General features: G+C 66.8%; 17 protein-coding genes. 5 read left to right on the plus strand and 12 right to left on the minus strand.

What is annotated here, in order from left to right:
- Positions 1–15: 15 nt before the first annotated feature.
- The gene (locus OHA42_RS27255) at positions 16–1,572 is read left to right on the plus strand and encodes an FAD-dependent oxidoreductase (protein WP_406230660.1); all 1,557 of its coding nucleotides are present in this window, start codon (positions 16–18) and stop codon (positions 1,570–1,572) included.
- A gap of 45 nt (positions 1,573–1,617) precedes the next feature.
- Here the strand turns inward: OHA42_RS27255 and OHA42_RS27260 are convergent, their stop codons facing one another.
- Positions 1,618–2,145 (minus strand): AAA family ATPase, encoded by a 528-nt coding sequence (locus OHA42_RS27260; protein ID WP_406230661.1) that lies wholly within the window; start codon positions 2,143–2,145, stop codon positions 1,618–1,620.
- A gap of 274 nt (positions 2,146–2,419) precedes the next feature.
- A complete protein-coding gene (locus OHA42_RS27265; protein ID WP_406230662.1) occupies positions 2,420–3,973 on the minus strand; it encodes an amino acid permease in 1,554 nt (517 codons plus the stop codon).
- 580 nt (positions 3,974–4,553) lie between these two features.
- On the opposite strand from OHA42_RS27265, the gene OHA42_RS27270 reads away from it, so the two are divergent.
- The gene (locus OHA42_RS27270) at positions 4,554–4,820 is read left to right on the plus strand and encodes a hypothetical protein (RefSeq protein ID WP_406230663.1); all 267 of its coding nucleotides are present in this window, start codon (positions 4,554–4,556) and stop codon (positions 4,818–4,820) included.
- On the opposite strand, the gene OHA42_RS27275 is transcribed toward OHA42_RS27270, so the two are convergent.
- The 7 genes from OHA42_RS27275 to OHA42_RS27305 are packed head-to-tail and all read right to left on the minus strand — an operon-like array spanning position 4,795 to position 13,662.
- On the minus strand, positions 4,795–5,463 hold the full coding sequence (locus OHA42_RS27275; RefSeq protein WP_406230664.1) for an FHA domain-containing protein: 669 nt from the start codon (positions 5,461–5,463) through the stop codon (positions 4,795–4,797). The genes OHA42_RS27270 and OHA42_RS27275 overlap by 26 nt on opposite strands.
- A complete protein-coding gene (locus OHA42_RS27280) occupies positions 5,463–6,749 on the minus strand; it encodes a vWA domain-containing protein (RefSeq protein ID WP_406230665.1) in 1,287 nt (428 codons plus the stop codon). Before OHA42_RS27280 ends, OHA42_RS27275 begins: the two co-directional genes overlap by 1 nt.
- Positions 6,749–7,882, minus strand: a complete 1,134-nt coding sequence (locus OHA42_RS27285) for a PP2C family protein-serine/threonine phosphatase (protein ID WP_406230666.1) — start codon at positions 7,880–7,882, stop codon at positions 6,749–6,751. The genes OHA42_RS27280 and OHA42_RS27285 overlap by 1 nt, the downstream gene beginning before the upstream one ends.
- Positions 7,879–10,242 (minus strand): tetratricopeptide repeat protein, encoded by a 2,364-nt coding sequence (locus OHA42_RS27290; RefSeq protein WP_406230667.1) that lies wholly within the window; start codon positions 10,240–10,242, stop codon positions 7,879–7,881. The genes OHA42_RS27285 and OHA42_RS27290 overlap by 4 nt, the downstream gene beginning before the upstream one ends.
- A complete protein-coding gene (locus tag OHA42_RS27295) occupies positions 10,239–11,426 on the minus strand; it encodes a hypothetical protein (protein WP_406230668.1) in 1,188 nt (395 codons plus the stop codon). Before OHA42_RS27295 ends, OHA42_RS27290 begins: the two co-directional genes overlap by 4 nt.
- On the minus strand, positions 11,423–12,394 hold the full coding sequence (locus OHA42_RS27300; RefSeq protein ID WP_406230669.1) for a glutamate ABC transporter substrate-binding protein: 972 nt from the start codon (positions 12,392–12,394) through the stop codon (positions 11,423–11,425). The genes OHA42_RS27295 and OHA42_RS27300 overlap by 4 nt, the downstream gene beginning before the upstream one ends.
- Positions 12,391–13,662, minus strand: coding sequence for a hypothetical protein (locus tag OHA42_RS27305; protein WP_406230670.1), 1,272 nt, complete (start codon positions 13,660–13,662; stop codon positions 12,391–12,393). The genes OHA42_RS27300 and OHA42_RS27305 overlap by 4 nt, the downstream gene beginning before the upstream one ends.
- Before the next feature lie 147 nt (positions 13,663–13,809).
- On the opposite strand from OHA42_RS27305, the gene OHA42_RS27310 reads away from it, so the two are divergent.
- Positions 13,810–14,220 carry a nitroreductase family deazaflavin-dependent oxidoreductase gene (locus OHA42_RS27310; RefSeq protein WP_364900536.1) on the plus strand — a complete coding sequence of 137 codons (411 nt, stop codon included), beginning with the start codon at positions 13,810–13,812 and terminating at the stop codon, positions 14,218–14,220.
- Between the two features lie 4 nt (positions 14,221–14,224).
- Here OHA42_RS27310 and OHA42_RS27315 read toward each other — a convergent pair whose 3' ends face one another.
- Complete coding sequence (locus OHA42_RS27315) at positions 14,225–15,598, minus strand: FAD-dependent oxidoreductase (protein ID WP_406230671.1); 1,374 nt, start codon at positions 15,596–15,598, stop codon at positions 14,225–14,227.
- Between the two features lie 185 nt (positions 15,599–15,783).
- Entirely contained in the window at positions 15,784–16,644 is an 861-nt protein-coding gene (locus tag OHA42_RS27320) for an SDR family oxidoreductase (RefSeq protein WP_406230672.1), read from the minus strand.
- Positions 16,645–17,042: 398 nt separating this feature from the next.
- Between OHA42_RS27320 and OHA42_RS27325 the strand changes: the two genes are divergently transcribed.
- Positions 17,043–18,428, plus strand: a complete 1,386-nt coding sequence (locus OHA42_RS27325; protein ID WP_406230673.1) for a bifunctional lysylphosphatidylglycerol flippase/synthetase MprF — start codon at positions 17,043–17,045, stop codon at positions 18,426–18,428.
- Between the two features lie 13 nt (positions 18,429–18,441).
- On the opposite strand, the gene OHA42_RS27330 is transcribed toward OHA42_RS27325, so the two are convergent.
- The gene (locus OHA42_RS27330; RefSeq protein ID WP_406230674.1) at positions 18,442–18,876 is read right to left on the minus strand and encodes a MarR family winged helix-turn-helix transcriptional regulator; all 435 of its coding nucleotides are present in this window, start codon (positions 18,874–18,876) and stop codon (positions 18,442–18,444) included.
- 114 nt (positions 18,877–18,990) lie between these two features.
- On the opposite strand from OHA42_RS27330, the gene OHA42_RS27335 reads away from it, so the two are divergent.
- Positions 18,991–19,857 carry an NAD(P)H-binding protein gene (locus OHA42_RS27335; RefSeq protein WP_406230675.1) on the plus strand — a complete coding sequence of 289 codons (867 nt, stop codon included), beginning with the start codon at positions 18,991–18,993 and terminating at the stop codon, positions 19,855–19,857.
- Positions 19,858–19,863 lie beyond the last annotated feature (6 nt).

Consider the following 19,863-nt stretch of genomic DNA (forward strand, 5'->3'; position numbering starts at 1 on the left):
GGCTATGTCGGGAATATGACGCCACTCTGGTTGAACGACGCCAAGGTGCCGGCGCGGCTGCGGCTGACGCCGGGACTCCGCTTCGACACCGTCGTGATCGGCGGCGGCTTGACCGGTCTGGTGACCGCGTTGCTACTTGCCGAGAGCGGCGTCGAGGTGGCGGTGGTCGAGGGTAGACGTCTCGGGGCAGGCACGACCGGCGCAACCACCGGAAAGATCAGCCTGCTCCAAGGAACTCGCGCGCAGCGCATCGCCGCGCGGCATTCCGATCGCACGGTGACCGAGTACGTCGAAGCCAATCGCGCCGGACAGCAGTGGCTGCTGCGGTACTGCGAGGAACACGCGCTGCCCGTCCAGCGGGTGCCTGCCCTCACCTACGCTCAGACCGAGGACGAAATACCGGCGGTGCGTGCCGAACTCCAGGCCACACGAGCGGCAGGCCTCGACACCTATCCCGTCGACGATCTCGACGTGCCGTTCCCCTTCCACGGTGCGGTCGGGCTCGCCGACCAGGCACAGCTCGACCCGATGACGCTGCTCGCGACGTTGGCCGTGGATGTCGAGGCGCATGCCGCGCCGATCTTCGAATCCACCATCGCCCACGGCGTTCACCACCGCGACGACGACGATCTCGTCATCGACACCGAACACGGCGAACTCGCCACACACACCATCATCCTGGCCACCGGTACACCGATGCTCGATCGCGGCGGCTTCTTCGCTCGGCTCACCGCGCAGCGCTCCTATCTCACCGCGTTCCAGGTCGCCGAGCCCATCCGGCGCGAAATCTTCATCAGCGCGGGCCAACCCACGCGCTCGCTGCGCTACGTGCCCGGCGATGACGGCGATTTGCTGCTCGTCGGCGGCAACGGCCATGTGGTCGGGCGCGCCGGCTCCACCAGTCGTCTCGTGGATGATCTGGCCGAATGGACCAGAACCTGGTTCCCCAGCGCCGAACCCCTGCAGTCCTGGTCCGCCCAGGACTACCACCCGATCGACGAACTCCCCTACGTCGGCCCGCTGCTGCCCGGCCGGGAACGCATCCTGGTCGCGACCGGTTACGCGAAATGGGGACTGACCAATGGCATCGCCGCCGCGCTCGCCCTCGCAGGCCGCATCAACGGCAAACCGCCGCGGTGGTCCGGCGCCATCGCCAGCTGGCGCCCCGCCGAACTCAAAGCAATCCCTTCGGCGGCGCAAACCAACAGCGCCGTCGCACTGCGCCTTTCGACCGGTTGGCTACGCATGGCCCGATCCGGCTACGGCACGATCCCCGCCGAAGGCTGTGGCCATGTCGAACGCCACGGCGTCCAACCCACAGCCGTCAGCACTGTCGCCGGCAAAACCACCGAAGTCTCCGCCATCTGTCCCCACCTCTACGGCATAGTCCGCTGGAACGACGCCGAAAAGTCCTGGGACTGCCCCCTCCACGGCTCGCGCTTCACCGCCGACGGCACTCTCCTCGACGGCCCCGCCACCGCCTCCCTCCCCCTGATCTCCGGGCCCGCCGCCGTACCGGTCACCGACCCGCCTCGAGGTGGGCCGACGACGGTGTTGCCCAAAAAGATCTAGGCGGTCCGTTTTCGGGCCTGCGTGTGGCGCATAGGTTGCTGTCGGCTATTCGAGCACAGGTTCGGCGCGAGCGAGGATCTGATCGACGGACTGTTCGATCGTCAGATCGGAAGTGTCCAGCCATAATCCGATGCGCGGTGTCGTCGCACGCAATCCCGTGTCCAGATCCTCGACGGTGAAGGCACCGTAGGCGACCTTGTCACGCCCCGCCTCGCGCACCGCGACAATGTCGGGCCGCGGTGCGAGCACCACGACATACAGTGGCCTGGTCCGGATCTGATCGACAAACCACGGCAGCTCACCCCCGAGCACGACGTCTTGGACGATCGCCGTGAAACCCGCTGCCGCATAAGCGTCAGCCGTGTCCGCGGCCAATCCGTACCGCAGCCGCAGCTGCGAAAGCGCGTCTTGTGACGGTTGCGGACTCATCTCCGCCCGCCCACCGACGACGAACCGCCGGAACGTGTCACCACGCACGTGTGCCGAGAGTGGAAACCGCTCGGCCAGCGCCTGCGCGATCGTGGACTTCCCGGCGGCCTGAATGCCGGTGATCAGATATACCGCGGATGCCATGCCGCCATGATTGCAGTTCGGTGGTCCAGCCCGATCTACCACCCTCCACCCAGCCGAAACAGGATTCTCGACAAGGCGACTCGTATTCCCGCCGATGAGAGAACGGTTCGAGATGGCGCAGACTTGCACGATCGCAACGTATTCCGAGCCGTCCCCGATCACCGACCTCGGGCATGTTTCGACGCCCACCGACTCGATGCCGGCCTGGGGTTGTGCCTGTCAGGATCGGACTGCCACGCGAACCTTCCCGAATTCGTAATACTCTCTGCAGGTTTCACTGGATTTCCCGGTCCGAGAAAGCTGTCGAGGGCGGAATTGCGTTCCGGTGCTGGCGATCCTCGTAGCCGACCGACCGCATCTCAGCGACCGCTGGGAGCAGCGCGATGAATCCCATTCGGAGGCGCGCGACGCTCGCCATCTTCCGCCGGGCCACGAACCAGCCGACGACGAGGGCCGGAACCATGACGAGCACCGTCGTGAGCACTGCCCACCGTTGGACCTCGTCATCGTTCGTCGCCATCAGTGTCACAACTCCGGCAAGGAACACAAGTGTGGCAATACCGGTGAATGGAGACCCCGGAAGCTGGAACGCAGGGCGCACGGCCCGGCCGGTGCGCGACCAGCGCCATAGCTGCAGCTGGCTGAGCACGATCACCGACCAGCATGTGATGGTGCCCAAGGCCGACACGTTCAGCACGATCTCGAACGCTTTCTCCGGCACGACGGCGTTGAGTGCGACCCCGAACAGCGCGATAGCACCGGTCGCCAGAATCCCGACAAAGGGCACGCCCCTGGTCGACATCCGGAACATGATGGCTGGCGCGCTGCCATTCGTCGACATCGACCGCAGGATCCGGCCGGTCGCGTAGAAGCCGGCGGTGAGGCTGGAGAACGCCGCCGTCAGCACCACCACATTCATCAGCGCCGCAGCACCACCGAGGCCGAGCTTCGAGAAGAAGGTCACGAACGGGCTCTCACCCGCCCTGAAACTGGTGTATGGCAGCAGTAGGGCAAGCAGGACCAACGATCCCACATAGAACACCGCTATTCGGGCGATGATCGAGTTGATCGCGCGCGGCATTATCCTGGCCGTGTCCTTGGCCTCCCCCGCCGCCGTCCCGACCAGTTCCACCCCGGCATAGGCGAAAACCACACCGGTAGTGACCATAACGAGCGGCAGTACGCCGGTGGGAAACAATCCACCGCTGTGCTCGACCACGCTGACACCGGTTTCCTGGCCCTGAATCCGGAACCGGCCGACCAGAAAGACCGTTCCCGCCATCAGGAATGCCACCAGCGCAACGACCTTCACCAGCGCGACCCAGAACTCCAGCTCACCGAACCATCTCACCGACACCATGTTGATGCTCAGCACCAGCATCAATGCGATGAATGCGATCACCCATTGCGGAACGCCCTGGAAGGCTCGCCAGTAATGGAAGTAGGTGGCTATGGCAGTGATGTCGACAATTCCGGTCATGCACCAGTGGAAGAAGTACATCCAGCCGATGCCGAATGCGTACTTCTCACCGAAGAACTCGCGCGCATACGACACGAACGACCCCGATGACGGGCGGTGCATCACCAATTCACCGAGGGCACGCAGAATGAAGAAAGTGAATATTCCGCACACCGCGTACACGATGAACAAACCGGGGCCCGCATTCGCCAGGCGGCTTCCTGCGCCGAGGAAGAGACCCGTGCCGATAACGCCGCCGATGGCGATCATCTGCACTTGGCGTGGTCGGAGGCTCTGACGGTAGCCGACGTCTTCGGTCCGCAACGAACCTGCCGCCTGCGAGTCTTCACCGGAACGAACTGTGGTCATGGTGGGAAGCCCTTCACCCCGAACAATCGGATCGCTCCTGAATGTACCGCTAGTCAACGGACCATTCAATGGGTTCTACAATATGCCGTAAAATCCCCCTTCAAACCCTCCTTCCCCCAGAGATACCCGCCAAACGGCTTCAGAAAACCCCGACTTGACGAATCTCGCCGCTGTACATCGGTCCGTTAGATACAGGATGATCGGGACTCTGGCCGGGGATGACGCCTGGTCCGACCCATCGGCCGACGCTGCGTCATCAACCCGACGAAGCTCGAGCAGCACTCGGATCGCGATCACCTCGGCAGTTCGGGCCCGAGATGGCCGAGACGGTACGCTGCTATCGCGACAACCGCGTCTGGGGGAGACGATGTGGATCGCCGAGTCGTTCCCCGTTCCCCGAGCTCGACACGTGCGCTTCCAATCACCCGAAAAACCGCCGGTCGTCGCAATCACGCCGCAATCAACGAAATTGTTGTCGTACAACACGATCCGAACGCATCGGGTACTGTCCTACGGCACGTTTTTGTGAACGGGACAGTTGCTCAGGATTTTTCGTCATGCTTCGGAATCGAGGAAACGATTGAACCACAAGCTCTGGTTGCTCGGTCGGGTAGTCACAGTCGGTGGTCATGTGCTGCGCGAGAAGATCACCCGACCGAAGGCCAGGAGCGTGGAGGATGTCCCCGATGCCGAGGTCGTCGCGTTCAGCACCGCCAACGGCAGCAGCGGCACGTCCACGCGGGTGGCGATTCGCGTCGAATACAACGAAGCAGGCACACAGGCCGGCCTGCCGACCGAACTGTTCGCGCGGCTGATCGGCCTCACGCGAGTTCGGCGGACACCGTGATCGTGGTCCAACCGCCGAGGTGAATACGGTCGCCGCTGCGCAAGGGGACTGCCATCTTGGGTGTGATCAGCTCGTCGCTGCCGTTGAGGCTGGTGCCGTTGGTGGAACCGAGGTCGGTGATGTTGAGGCCGTCGGCGGCGATGTGGATCATCGCGTGCGCGCGGGAGATGCCGATGTCGGCGGGCGCAATGCCCAGATCGATGTCGGGTTCGAGGCCCTGTGAGACGCTGCGCTTGCCGATCAGAATATCGCCCTCGCGCAGGGTAATTCGGCGCTCCGGGTAGAACGCGGGGAAGCCGACCTGATCAGCATCGGGTCCGTCGCGGGCGACCACCCGGTCATAGAAGTCACGATCAGCGGTGATCGTCGCTACCCATGTCACCACGCCGGAGATTCGGGCGGGCGGGGTCGCGGGAGCAGATTCGGCAACTATCGGTTCCGGCCGTGCGGGGGCAGCCGGAACCGGGGCGGGCAGCGCCGAATCATGGCCGCACACCTCGCAGAATCGGCCACTGATCGGCGCACCGCAGTACGGGCATTCCGTGGTCGGCGCGGGCATGACCGTCGCAGGCTCGGCCAGCGGCGAGCCACAGACATCGCAATAGTCGATGGCGACAGAGTGATGGCCTTCCGGACAGACCATCACGCTTCCTTCCGCACCCGTGCCGTCTTGGTCGAGCGCGCGTCCAGCGCCATCTCATCGGCGGCTTCGACTTTGGCGCGCAATCGCACCGTCCCGTTGTGTTCGTCGACCTCCACGACTCCGCGCAACAGCTTGGCCGTCCCCTCGTTGCCCGATTCCGCGGCCAACTGCACCGCTCTGCGCAGCTTCGCCGTCGCGGTGTCCACGTCACCGTTCTTGCGGGCGGTCAGCCCCTCTTGGACAACCTGTGCGAGCTCGGCCTGACCCGTGTAATGGGCTACCCGCCTGCTGATTCGGGCCGACAGCTCCGTTTCGGTGGTCCACACCGCGCGGACGAGCCCTTGGCCGACCACCTCCGCGCCCGCGACCACGCTGATCCTGGCCGCCAGCTTCTCCCGGCCGGGCGCGGCGGGTTCCACCCGCACCTGCACGTGATAGTCGCGGTCCTCCGCCCCCCACGCGCCGAGCGGGTATTCCCCCACCTGCGCACCGGATTCGGTACGACGCGCAGTCAGGTCCTCGATGGTCGGTGCGACCTGTTTGACGAACTGCACCGCCGCGCCCACAGGCGTCCAGACCCGCAGCGTCAGCTCCGGGATCGCCTTGGTCATCGCGGACTGCGTCATGGCGGCGAAGTCGACGGCCAGGTGGGCCGGGTCAGCGACGATGTCGACAGTTCCGTGCAGCGCCGAGGCGATGGCGCGCAATTCGTCTACCCGCCAGTCGGTTCCGACACCACGGCAGTCGCAGGTGAACATTCCTTCGGACTGCCGGATCTCGGCGGCGAGCGCCTCGGGCTCCTCATGTTCGTTCTTGCCGTCGGTCAGTAGAATCGCATGCACCAGCGCGCCGGGATGCATGGTTGCCAGCTGTCGGGTCAGTCCGAGCCAGGTGCCCATCGCGGTGCCGCCGGTGGGCCGCAGTTTGTCGAGGTGGCGGCGCGCCGCCGCCCGGCTCTCCCGGCTTGCGAGCACCGATGGCGTGTCGGTGGGGAACACCAGGCGCGCCATCGAGGTGCCCTGCACGATCGCAAATTTCGCTCCGTCGGGCAACACGTCCAACGCCGCAAGCGTCGCTTTGCGCGCTTCGTCGAATTTCCGCGCCGTGCCCATCGACCCGGAACTGTCGATGATGAGGATCTCCACCCTGTCCGGCGGCGGCCCCGCGGCCACGAAATCCGCCCCGGTCTCGACGGTGACGACGGCATCCACCGTGCCCGTCCCTTCGGCCAGATACTCGTTCTGGTCGATCGCTACCGAAATGCCGTTGCCGTCAACAGAACTCACTACTTTTCTCCTGGCTTGTCGGGCTGCCCGACGGGCACAAGCGCAACGGTGATGTTGTCGCTGCCGCCGGAGCGCAACGCGAAGTCGACGAGCTCGCGCGCGGCAAGCAGCGCGGTGGCGGGGGTGGTGGCCATGCCCGCCAGCGCCTCTGGATCGGCCTGGTAATTCCACAGCCCATCGCTGCACAGCAACAGGACGCCGGGGCCGGCGGTGCGCAAGGTCCGCACGCAGGAGTCCGACCATGGTTTCGGATCGCTGTCCGCGCCGAGCCAGCGCAGCAGAGTATGGGCCCGTGGGTCCTTCATGGCGGCCGCTTCGTCCATGGCGCCGGCGTCCACGAGAGCCTGTGCCCAGGAATCGTCGGACGACAGTCGCTGGGACGGCGCCGCATCGCGGGCCTGCGGATCGCGCGCACGCAACCAATAGGCGCGGCTGTCACCGACATTCGCGACGGTGATCTCCGCTGTGCCGTCGCCGAGTCGACGCACGACGGCCGAGACGTAGGTGCACGAGGGGGCATGGCCGTCGTACTCACCGATATCGCGCACTGCCGTGGCAGCGGCCGCGAGTCCGGCCATCACCGCATCCTCGGCGGAGCGCGAGTCACCCAACGCGGCGACGGTGGCATCGACGCCGGCCCGTGCCGCGGCACCCGATGCCGCCTGCGGATCCTCCGACGTAGACACCCCGTCGCAGACGACGAGCACCGTCGAGGCACGCTGCCACGGGGTTCGGCCCGCTACGACGGCGGCGGCGACCGCATCCTCGTTGCGCGCGTGCGCGATACCGCGATCGGTCACGACGCACACCGCACCCAGATCCGCCTCGCACCGGTCAGGTTCGGGACGCAGCTGCCCGCAGTCGCGACAGTAGCCATCGGCGTCGTAATGAAGCCCGCCGCAGCCGTCGCATGTCGCTGCCGTGTCCGGGTCGGGCTGCGGCAGAGCGACCCGGCGCAGCCCATGGGCAATCAGCGCACCGAGCTCACGACCGCAGGCTTCGCAATAGCGGTCGACCGCACTGACACTCGCGGCGCATCCCGGGCACCTGGCCGCTGCGGCGGCCTGCCTGCCTGCGTTCACGGCTCCACTCGCGGGCGCTGTATCTATGGTTCGCTCCTTACGCTCGCTCACAACGTCGTCCTCGGCCGGATCAGGTTGGCCCGATCCACCAGTTCGAAACGCGTCCACATATTGTCGGTTTCGCGAGCCAGGTCGCGATAGCACCGTTCCAGTCCGATGCGCACACCGTCTTGGTCCAGGCGCGCGCCGAGCAGCGATTCATGCGCCGAAGGCACTTTGCCCGCAGCCAGCCAGGCCAGTGCGGCGTCGAGCACCCGCATCCGAATCTGCGCCCCACGGCGTTTGGAGTCCAGCCGCAGCCGCTCGACCCGAGCGCCCGCGTCCCGCAGCAGCGATTCGGACAGCTCGGCCGCCGCACGCCCGGTCAGCATTGTTTCCACTGCCGCGATCCGAGCCTCGGAGTGCAGCGCCGATGCGGCGTCCACCTGGTCGAGCGCAGCCACCGCGCCCTCGCGGTCGCCGCGAGCCCGACGCAGGCGAGCAAGGCCGAATACGGCACTGGCAAACGAGTGATCAGTGCGCCACACCGTGTCGTAATAGCGCGATGCCTCCTGGGTCGCCGCATCGGCACCGGCCAGTTCGGCGACGGCCGCCAATGCCAGTTTCGGCGCGGCCTCACCGGGCAGCGCGGCGTACACGGCATCGAATTCTGCCCGGGCCGTACCGAAATCCCCGGCGAGAAGCCGCGCTTGTCCGCGATACCAGGCCAAACGCCAATCGCCGGGCAGGGTTTCGGCAAGCCCGTCCAGTCGTCGTTCGGCCCCCTCCGAATCTCCCACTTCGAGTGTCGCGCGCACCAGCCGCAGCGGGATCTCCACCGACTCACCGCGTTTGGTGACGACCGCCCGTAGCCCCGCCTCGAAGGCGCTCGCCAATTCCGCAGGCGTACTCCCGGTTGTAGTGGCCAGGAGCGCGGCGCCGCTGTCGCCGGGGTCGACGAGCGGAACCGGCAGCGCCGCAACGACTGTGCCCGGTGCCACCACGGCGTCCGCGCCGACGCCGAACACCGCGCGCGGCGGCCCGAAATACGCCGACATGCCCGGTCGTGGCACCCCGTCATCAGTACTGAGCACCTCGCGCAGCACACCGGTGAGCTGGTCCGCCATCTCCTCCATCGAGGAGAATCTGGCTTCCGGTTCGGCGTCGGTGGCGCGCACTAGGAACCGGTGCAGCGAATCGTATTTCGACAGCAGCGGTTCGGTGACCGGTCCAGGCAGTTCGCCGAAGTGCCCGCCCTGCTGCGGCACATTCATCACCAGCACGGCGAGGGTACGTCCCACCGTGTACACCTCGGTGGCGACCGTCGGTCCGGACTCGGCGATCTCGGGAGCCTGGTATCCGATGGTGCCGTAGATATTGCTGTCCTGATCGTCCATGGCGATCACGGCGCCGAGATCGATGAGTTTGAGCTGCTCATCGGTCTGCATCATGTTGTCGGGCTTGAAATCACAGTAGGCAAGGCCGAGCGAATGCAGATAACCCAGTGCGGGCAGCATCTCCAGGATGTAGGCGATCGCCTGGGCGGGCGGCAGATAGCTGCCGTCGGTGTCGCGGCGGCCGCGCAGGATCTGCTTGAGCGAGGTGCCGCCGACGTACTCCATGACGATATAGCCGACGGCGATGCCATCGGGTCCGGTGTGTTCGACGAAGTTGTGAATCTTGACGATGCTGGGGTGCTCGACCTCGGCGAGAAACCGCTTCTCGGCCATGGCCGCCGCCATCGCGTCGACGTCGCCGGAATTCAGCAAGCCTTTCAGGACCACCCAGCGGTCGCTGACATTGCGGTCGGTCGCCAGATAGATCCAGCCGAGCCCGCCGTGTGCGAGACAGCCAGCCACCTCGTATTGCCCACCGACCAGATCGCCGTTGGACAGTTTGGGAGTGAAGGAGAACCGCGTGCCGCAGTTCGGGCAGAAGCCCTCGGTGCGGCCGGGCACTCCATCGTGGCCGCGGCCGACCGCTCGTTCGCACTTGCCGCAGAACCGCTTCGACTCGGCGACCTCAGGGACAACCATGATTGCGGTGGCCGGATCGATGCGCGGTATCCGCGGCACGTCGACCATGCCCGCACCGAGTCGTCCCCGCGCACTGGCCTTCGACGACGTGGACCGACCGGTGCGCACCGAGCGTCCCGACGATCGGTTGGTGCCGGTCGAGGCGGACCGAGCCGAGGTCGCCGAGGTCGTGGTGCGCACAGCAGGCGCGGTACCGCATTCGTCGCAGTAGCCGTCGACAACCGTGCCCGTACAGCCGGACTCCGCGCACGCATCGCCCTCGGTGGACACCGGATTCGGCACGGACACTGCGTTTTCCGACGCCGAGACCGATGTCGCCTCGGCGGGCGCTGTCCCGCACACCACGCAGTATCCGTCTTCGATGGCCCCGCCGCACCCCGGCTCCTGACAGATCATGGTCGTCTCCCCGATTTCTCACCGATGAGCTGCTGGTAATCGGCGACCGCCCGGGTGACCGCCGCCAAGTCGCACGGCTTGCGGGACAGCAGTCCCGCGGCGATCTGGGAGGCGGACAACAGATCTCGATCCTCGCCGATTCCGAGCCGAGCCGCCTTGGCTTGGTAGGCGGCCAGCCGCCCGCGCAGTTCGGCGCGCCGGTCGAGCAGGCCTTGCGCCAGCTGTTCGGCAGTGCCCGCATCGGCGATGGCCTCGGCAATCCGGCGGCGCAGCGCCAGCAGTGCCGCAGCCGCACCGGGATGCGCCGACAATGCCTCCAGTTGTGCGCCGAGGGTCGCGGTATTGTCGGCGGGCACCGGCAGCGATCCCGCCAGAATCGTGCGCTCGACTTCGGCCCTGGCGTGGGCGGCGCGCTCCCGGGTCGCGCGCAGTGTGTCCCACCGGCTGCGCGTCTGCGCGACGGCCGTCTGCCAATTCGCCGCCATCGCGGCGAGTTCGGCGAGAACGGTGGCGTGGTTGCGGAGCATGTCGCTCAATTCGGCGATGCGCGTGTCGATCTCGGGCGTGGTCAGCGCGAGCGGGTCGGTGGCCGAGCGACTCAGCAGGTCGGCGATGCCGTGTTCGATCACACCCAGCTCGGCGATCGCCGCTCCTCCTGCCTTGTCCAACTCCTCTTGCAGCGGTGCGAGGCCGGACATGATCCGGGTGTTCACTGCATCGACCTCGTCGAAGAATTCGGCGATCTCCGGGAAGGTGGCCCGCATGCGGTCCACGGTATCGGCGAGCCCGACGAACAGCACCTGTTCGCTGGGACCGGTCAGCGAACGTTGCGCCATCGGTATCGGCGTGCGTGACGCCTCATAGGGTCGTCCACGCAGCAGCCTGGTCACCTCGGCGCGTTCGCTGTCGTCGAGCCGGGCTCGACTGCCGCGCACGGTCCGCGCCGAATCCAGTATCGAGCGCAGCCTGCCGAAGTCCTCCCACATCATTGCGAGCGCGTCGCGCACCGGTTGCCACCGCTGATCGGTGCGCCCGGTCGGCGGGAAGCGGCGCAGCAGCGTGTGTCCGGGATGCTTGTCCAGTTCCAGCAGGGTGGCGGTGATGGCGTCGAGTTCGGCTGCGCGGGCGGCCAATTCGTGATCGATCTCGGCGACGGTGAGCGGCTGCATGGTCGCCGCACTCACTCTGTGTACCGGGGCGTTGGCGGGCCGGGCGACGGGCCGAGGGCGCCGAGTCCGGCGTTGTAGAGGCGCCGCCAGGTGCCATCGGTACGGAGGCGCTCGAGGACGCCGTTGACGAAGCGGACCAGGTCGGGGTTGCCCTGCGCGATACCGACCGCGTACGCGCCGGTGCCGATCTCTGCCCCGACGACCTCCAGGTTGCGATCCTGCGCGACCAGTCCGAACAGGATTGGATCGTCGCCGCTGATGGCGTCCACGTTGCCCTGTTGCAGTGCGGCAAGGCAATCGGTCCAGTTGCCTGCGCCCATGATGGTCGGCCTCTTGGGCAGTCCGAACAGCGGACCGGGCGCGGTGGTGCCGCGGGTGACGCACACGACCTTGTCCGCGAGGTCGGCAGCGGTCCTTATCCCGGAGTTCTTGGGTGCGAGAATCCGCTGCGCCGCACGGTAGTAGACCTCGGAGAAGTCGACATTCCTGCGGCGTTCGCAGGTGGCCGAGAAGGTGCGCACGACGAGGTCCACCTGTTTGTCGCGCAGTGCCGGGATGCGGTCCGCTGCCACGACCGAACGCAGCTCGATCTTGTCCGGGTCGCCGAACAGGTCGCGGGCGATCTCCCGGGCTATATCGATGTCGAAGCCTTCCAGCTGGCCGCTGGTCGGGTTGCGGAAGCCGAACAGATAGGTGTTCTGGTCCACGCCAACCCGCAGGCGGCCGGTCGCGACGATCGCGGCCATCGGCGACCCCGGCGGCATCGCGCCGGGTCTCGGCAGCGGTCCGGGACGCAGGCTCGCCTCGGGGTTACAGCTGTCGTCGGCCTCTGATCCCGGCGCCGTGGTGATCTCGGTCAGGTCCGGCCGCGGGTTCACCGCCGCCACCCTGGTCGGGTCCGGAACCTTCGTGCCGGAACCGCATGCGGTCACCAGTGCGCTCATGGCGACCAGCGTCGCAGCCAGCAGCAGCCTCGTGTTCACAGGAACTCCTTCAGCCGCGACCACAATCCGACGGCGACGGCGACCGCCGCGAACACCATCAGCAGCAGGGTGCCCGACGGACTGAACGCCAGTGACCCGCCGGCGAAATCGACACCCTTGCGCAATTCCGTGCGCACGTCGGCGAGTTCGTTGCGCAGTGCGGCGTCGAGGTCGGCGAATCGCGTTGCCGAGCTCTCGGGCGCGGAACCGATGGCCTGCGCCACCGCCGCCGGATAGTTGGCTGCCTCGTAGGCGTCCTTCTGGCGAGCGTGCCCGACCTTCCAGCTCGCCAGCGCCCCGGCGGCGGCCGAATCCGAACCGATCGTGTTCTCCAGGCGCGCACCGAGCGCGGCGGTGTGTTCGGTGAAATCCGCTTCACCGGAGGTGATATCGCCACGGGTGATCAGCTGTAGTGTCTCGTCGGTGCGGGCCTGCTGGGCAAGCATCCTGGCCTGCGCCAGCGTCTCGAATCGAGTGCTTGCCCCGGACCTGCCGGTGTCCACCCCGCTCGCCGCGACAAGGACCGCGGCCACCGACCACAGCAGGACGACGGCCGTTGCCCCGGCCGCGGTGGCGAGCCCGAGGTTCATGCGCCGATTGGTCCGTTGCAGCAGCACGTATGAGCCGACGCCGCAGGCGGCCGACACCGACAGCAGCAGGGCGACGCTCGTCAGCGGCAGCGCCCCGATGTCGTTCTGGTCGTCTCGCACCGCGGCGAAACGGTTCTTGCTGAGTTGTTCGGCATTGGGCAGCAACGAGTTCTGCATCAACATCGATGCCTCGCGCAGGTAGGCGGAGCCGACCGGGAAGCCTTGCCGGTTGTTGGCGCGAGCGGTCTCGACCAGCCCCGTGTAGGCGGGCAGGTCGGCGGTGATGCGCGCAACGATCGATCGGGTCTGCGCGTCGGAGGCGCCGGTGGTCGCTTCCGCCAGCGCGCCCGCCGCATCGGCGAGCGCCTGCTGATATCGCCCGCGCACCTCCGGCGATTCGATACCACCGGACAGGAAGGCCGCCGCCGCGGAGGCGTCGGCGGCCGACAGCGCGACGTACAGACTCTGCGCCGCATAGGCCAGTGGTTCGGTCCGCTCCAGCACGATATCGCGGCGAACCATCTTGTCGCTCAGCTGATTCGCGGACACGAAACCCGAAAACACACACAGCACAACGGTGACGACCAGCACCGCGCCGATCGCGCCGGGAGTCGTCGTGGCGAAGCGCCGCAACCACCGTGCCCCGTCGTGTATGGCTGCCGGTAGGCGAACTCCCACACCGCCCCCCTTCATCCACCTGGCGGGTGTCCTCGCTCGCGATAGTACGGTAGCGGGTTGCACTTCGCTGCTCCTCGCGTCGGGGCTGGAATTACCGGAGCCGCTATGGTGTTGGCCCGGGAAAAGCAGTCGAATGGACGGGAACACATGAACGACTTCAATGCCCAGATCATCGAGGAATTCCGAGCGAACGACGGCAAGGTCGGCGGCATGTTCGAGGGGGCGCACATGGTGCTCATCACGACCACCGGCGCCAAATCGGGACGCCAGATCCTCAACCCGCTGGTCTATCTGCCCGATGGTGAGCGGGTCGTGATCATCGCCTCCAACGGCGGCGCCGACAAGCACCCGGCCTGGTACCACAACCTGCGCGCGAACCCCGAGCTCACCGTGGAAATCGGCACCGAGAAGTACCCGGCAAAGGCGGAGTTCGTGACGGGCACCGAACGCGATGAGCTGTACGCGCGGATGGTGGAGATCCTGCCCGGTTTCGCCGAGTACGAAGCCAAAACCGAGCGGGTGATCCCGGTGGTCGCGGTGTATCGCCGAACGGCCTGACGCGCTATCCCCGCTGCTGGACGGCCGCGACCGCCTTGCGCGCGGCCACCAGCACGGGGTCCCAGACCGGCGAGAACGGCGGCGCGTAGCCGAGATCCAGTGCCGTCATCTGCTCGACGGTCATCCGTGCGGTGAGCGCGACCGCCGCAATATCCACGCGCTTGCCCGCCCCCTCACGGCCGACGATCTGCACGCCCAGCAGGCGGCCGGTGCGCCGCTCGGCCATCATTTTCACCGTCATCGTCGCCGCGCCCGGGTAGTAGCCGGAGCGACTGGTCGATTCGATCGTCACGGTGACGAACTGCAGCCCTGCCGCGCGAGCGTCCTTCTCGCGCAAGCCGGTTCGCGCGACCTCCACGTCGCACACCTTGCTTACTGCGGTGCCGACGACACCGGGGAAGGTCGCATACCCGCCCCCGATGCCGGACCCGATGATCTGGCCGTGCTTGTTGGCATGCGTGCCGAGTGCGATGTGGCGTTCCAGACCGGACACCAGGTCGAACACCTCCACGCAATCACCGCCCGCCCAGATGTTCTCGTGGCCGCGCACCCGCATCGCAAGATCGGTGAGCAGGCCGCCGTGCTTGCCGAGCGGCAGCCCCGCGGCCTCGGCCAGTGCGGTCTCCGGACGCACACCGATGCCGAGCACAACCACGTCGGCCGGGTACTCGCACTCCGAGGTGACCACCGCGCTCGCCCTACCGTCCGCGCCGGTGCGGATCTCGGTCACCTCGGCGCTGCTGACGATCTCGACACCCATGTCGCACATCGCGATTCGGACCAGCGCGCCCATGTCCGGGTCGAGGGTGGACATCGGCTCGTCGCCGCGATTGACCATCGTGACCCCGAAGTCGCGCTTGATCAACGCCTCCGCCATCTCCACACCGATATAGCCGGCGCCGATCACTACGGCCCGCTTGCCGTCGGTCCGCTCGAGAGTTTCGATCAGCGCTTGGCCGTCGTCGAGGGTCTGCACACCGTGCACCCCGGGTGCGTCGATGCCGGGCAACGGCGGGCGGATCGGCCGGGCGCCGGTGGCGATCACCAGTTTGTCGTAGTCGGTCCATGATTCGGCGCCGGACTCGAGATCGCGGGCACGCACCCGGCCGCCCGCGACGTCGATCTCCACGACCTCGGTGCGCATCCGCAGATCGATGTCGCGGGATCGATGCTCCTCGGGGGTGCGCGCGACCAGTTCGTCACGCTCGGCCACATCCCCCGCCACCCAGTACGGGATCCCGCAGGCGGAGAAGGAGGTGAAGTTGCCCCGCTCGAAGACGACTATCTCCAGCTCGTCGGGATCTTTGAGCCTGCGCGCCTGCGACGCCGCCGACATCCCTGCCGCGTCGCCGCCGATGACAACCAGTCGCTCACTCATAGCGATCACGCTACGTCGCAGCGGGTAGGCAAGATCAACTGGTCAGTGCGCGACAACTCGACAGCTCAGGTAGCTGGGGGGCTCAGGTCGCCGTGATCCAGCCGGGCGCCCGCTTCGATGCTGCAACGCCGCGATGGGTGATCCTTCGCTCGACGCGCAGGCTGCTTGGGCGAGTGGCGGGTTGATCAGCGTGCGTCGACTGCGGCTTCCTGGTCGAAGTAGCGGGTCATCGCCCAGTTCATGCCGCGCATGGCGAGGTTGTAGGAGGGCGGGAAGTATCGCTGCGCCCAGTGCCCGACCCGGATGTCGGGCGAGGTGTAGACCAGATACCGATTGCGCTCGACACCGCGCACGATGGACCGTGCGGCGGCTTCCGGGGTGACCGCATGGCGCATGAAGAGCCCGATGGCGCGCTGCACGGTGGCGTCGGCGCGGTCGACACCGGCGATGTCCACGCTGTCGACCATCGGCGTCGACATCGCACCTGGCACGGCGAGGCTGACGCCGATGCCGTGGCGGCGCAGATCGAAACGCAGTACCTCCGAGACGCCGCGCAGGCCGAATTTGCCGGCGCTGTAGGGCGCATGCCACGGCAGGCCGAACAGTCCCGCGGCCGAGGACACATTCAGTAGGTGACCGCCGTTGCCCGCCTCGATCATGCGCGGCACGAATTCCTCGATCACGTGGATCGGGCCCATCAAATCGATATCGATCGTCCGCCGCCACTGGGTGTGGGTGAGCCGGTCCACCGCGCCCCAGGTGGCGATCCCCGCCACGTTCATCACGATGTCCACGCTGCCGACCACGGCATGGGCTTCGGCCGCGAGCGCGACCACCGCGTCGTAGTCGCTGACGTCGGCGGGGGCCGCGAGATGCACGGTGCCACCGGCGGACTGCACGTCGGCCGCGGTGCGCTGCAGACCGTCGTCGTCGATATCGGTCAGGATGACCGAGGCGCCCTTGGCGGCGACCGCCAGTGCGATGCTGCGGCCCAAGCCACTTGCGGCCCCGGTGATCAGGCAGCGCTTACCGCCGAACTTCGTCATAGATCAAGACGATAGGCGTATATGAACAGCGTTGTCTATAGATCGCCCGTACTGTCTCGGACACAAGACCGCCACGGCAACTCGGGGCTCGCCGCAGCATGACCGCGATTTCCACCCACCAACGGCCTCCTCGGCCCAGGCCGAGTTTCCGAACAGGGATCTATTCGCCCTCGCTCGATAAGCGGGCATAGCCATCGGGTGTGCAACCGCGCATGCTGGAGCAATAGCGCCGGACAGCGTTAACACAAATCGTTTCCATAGCGAAGGAATGTTCGAGAGCCTGTCACATGTTCGGCATAGTGTGGCTTCGGTACAGGATCATCAGGAGGACCAAATGGGGAACCTGTTCGTGAATGTGCGGCAGACGCGGACTCGACTGGTCCGGATGGGATACCGGCGTGGCTGAGGAGCGGCAGACAGCGGCACAGAGCCTGACCACGCTTGCCGGGTATCGGCAAGCGACCTTCACCGCGACACCTGCTGTCCGCCCCATCCTGACCGCCGCATTGCTACTGCTCAGCGCAGCACTCGTGTACGAAGCCGGGCTGGCTACGCAGGAGGGCGTCGATCACAGCTGGTTTGTCGCGGCCTCGATCGCCGGACTGTTCGTGGTCCGTGGCCTGCACCTGCGCAGGCCGATCACCTTGCCGCATCTGACGATCGCGGTGTTCGTACTCGCGGCCGCCAATGCCGCCTATCGCGTCTCCCACCCCGGGTTCGGGTTCGTCTTCCTCGCCTCGACCGGTTTCATTCTGATGCTGGCGCAACCGAGCAGGCCACAGCCACAGCAGCTGTATCGGGTGGCCGAGCTGGTCGGACGGACCGAGCGCGATCCGCTGGCCGCATTCGCGCTGCATTCGTCGAAAAGCTACTTCTTCAACACGAATTCCTCCGCCGCGATCGCCTATCGCACCCGCTTCGGCATCGCGGTGGTGGCGGGCGATCCGATCGGTGAGCGCGCCGCATTCGCCGAATTGATCTCGGAGTTCTCCGACTTCACCGCCAACAACGGCTGGCGGATCGCGGTGCTCGGCGCCGGTCCCGAAATGGCGGACATGTGGCGGCGCCGAGCGATCGAGCATCGCGGGCTGCACGCGATCCCGGTCGGACGCGATGTGGTGATCGAGGTGGACAGTTTCGCCATGGTCGGACGAAAGTTCCGCAATCTGCGCCAAGCCGTGAGCCGCACCCACAACTTCGGCGTGACCACCGAGGTGGTCAGCGAAGCCACGCTGAGCGAGCCGCTGCGCGCCGAACTGCTCGACATCGTCGACGAATGGCAGCACGGCAGGCAGACCCGCGGCTTCTCGATGATCCTCGATCATCTCCTGGATGGCCGAAACCCCGGCATGCTCGTGGTCATCGCCCGCGACGCGGACGGGCGGGTCGCAGGTTTCCAGCGCTATGGCGTGTCCGGCCGCGGCCGAGAACTGAGCCTCGATGTCCCGTGGCGGCGCAAGGACGCCCCCAACGGCCTGGACGAACGGATGGTCCTCGACCTGGTCGACTACGCCCGCACCCAGGGTATTCAGCGAGTCTCTTTGGCCTTCGCGCCTTTCCCCGAGTTGTTCGCCGACAAGGACCGCTCCCGAACGGCCACGCTGATCTATGCGTTCGTGCACCTGGGCGATCCACTGATTCGACTGGAATCGCTGTATCGGTTCCTGCGCAAGTTCCGCGCGCTGTCCGATCAGCGCTTTGCCCTCATCCGCTGGCGCGAGGTCCTGCTGGCCGCGGCCGCACTGCTCACGCTGGAGTTCGTTCCACACCGCAAGGAGTACTGAGCGCCAGCGTCACTCAGTCTGCCGAACCGTGCAGCAGATCGGTTGCGGCACGGTGAATTTTCGCCAGCGCGCTCAGCAGGTACTCGCGCTCGGTCGCCGTGAGATCCGCGGTGATCACTTCCTCCAGCGATCGTCGTTCGGACTCGACCGGCTCCCGCAGATCATGGCCGGCGTCGGTGAGCCAGAGGCGCACGAGGCGGTTGTCGTGGTCGTCGCGCTGACGGACGAGCAGCCCGGCGTCGGCCATCCTGGTGGCCATTTTGACGACGGTGGGCGTCGTGACGTGCAATGCGGCGGCCAATTCGCCCGGCGTCTGCCCATCCTGCTCCCACAGCGCTGCCAGCAGGTGGTTCTGCCCGAGGTGCAGTCCGTGCCGTCGCATGCCCGCGTCGGCCACCGCGCGCAGCACCTTTGTCGTCTTGCTGTGCAGGTCCAAGAACTCGGGCATCGCGGTCTCCATGGTCGTACGAAACAGGTCGATTGACGGCTAATCATTAACCGGCTAACGTTCTGTTCGGACAGTCGATAGTCGGCTAATGAACTGGGAGCAGCAATGATACTGATGACCGGAAGCACCGGAAATGTGGGGCGAGAACTGGTCCGGGAGCTCGATGGGCGCGGCGCCGCATGCCGGATCCTGGTCCGCGATCCCGCGCGCGCCGCCGGGCTGCCCGGTCGCATCCCCCGCGTCGTCGCCGATCTCGACGACCCTGCCACCCTCGCGAGCGCTTTCGACGGCGTCGACGCACTCTTTCTGCTCACTCCGGGCATCGGCACCGAGCAGACCGCCCACGCCATCGCGGCCGCAGTACGCGCAGGCGTCCGCCACGTGGTGCACCTGTCCTCCCTCTTTGTGCTCGGCGATCCCATGCCCGCGATGGGACGTTGGCACCACGCGCGGGAGGAAATCGTCCGGGCCAGTGGCATTCCCGCCACCATCCTGCGACCGGGCGGCTTCATGACCAATGCGCTCGAGTGGGTACACAGCATCCGCAACGAGGGTTTCGTCCTCGACCCCGTCGGTCCAGGACGCTTCGCGCCGATCGATCCCGCCGATATCGCCGCGGTCGCAGCGCACGTCCTGACCGAAAACGGCCATGAGAACACGGAATACGCTCTCACCGGCGACGAGGCGCTCACCGTCACCGAGCAAGTGCGGATCCTCGCCGCGACGCTCGGCCGGACCATCGAAGTCCGCGCGGTGCGCACACCCGAGGAAGCTGTTCGTTCCCGCTTTCCGCACGGTGCTCCCCCGGCACTGGCCGCCGCCATTGCGGAAGGGTTTGCGCTGCTGCGCGCCGATACGACCGGGTTTCGCACCGACACGGTCGAGCGGCTGCTCGGTCGCACGCCTCGAACCTTCGCCGAATGGTGTGCTGCGAACACTGCCGCGTTCCTCGGCGACACCGTAGACGCCTCCCACCGGTGAAAAGCA

Origin of the sequence: Nocardia sp. NBC_01009, from assembly GCF_045208035.1 — a bacterium.
In the GTDB taxonomy this organism is placed as follows: Bacteria; Actinomycetota; Actinomycetes; order Mycobacteriales; family Mycobacteriaceae; genus Nocardia.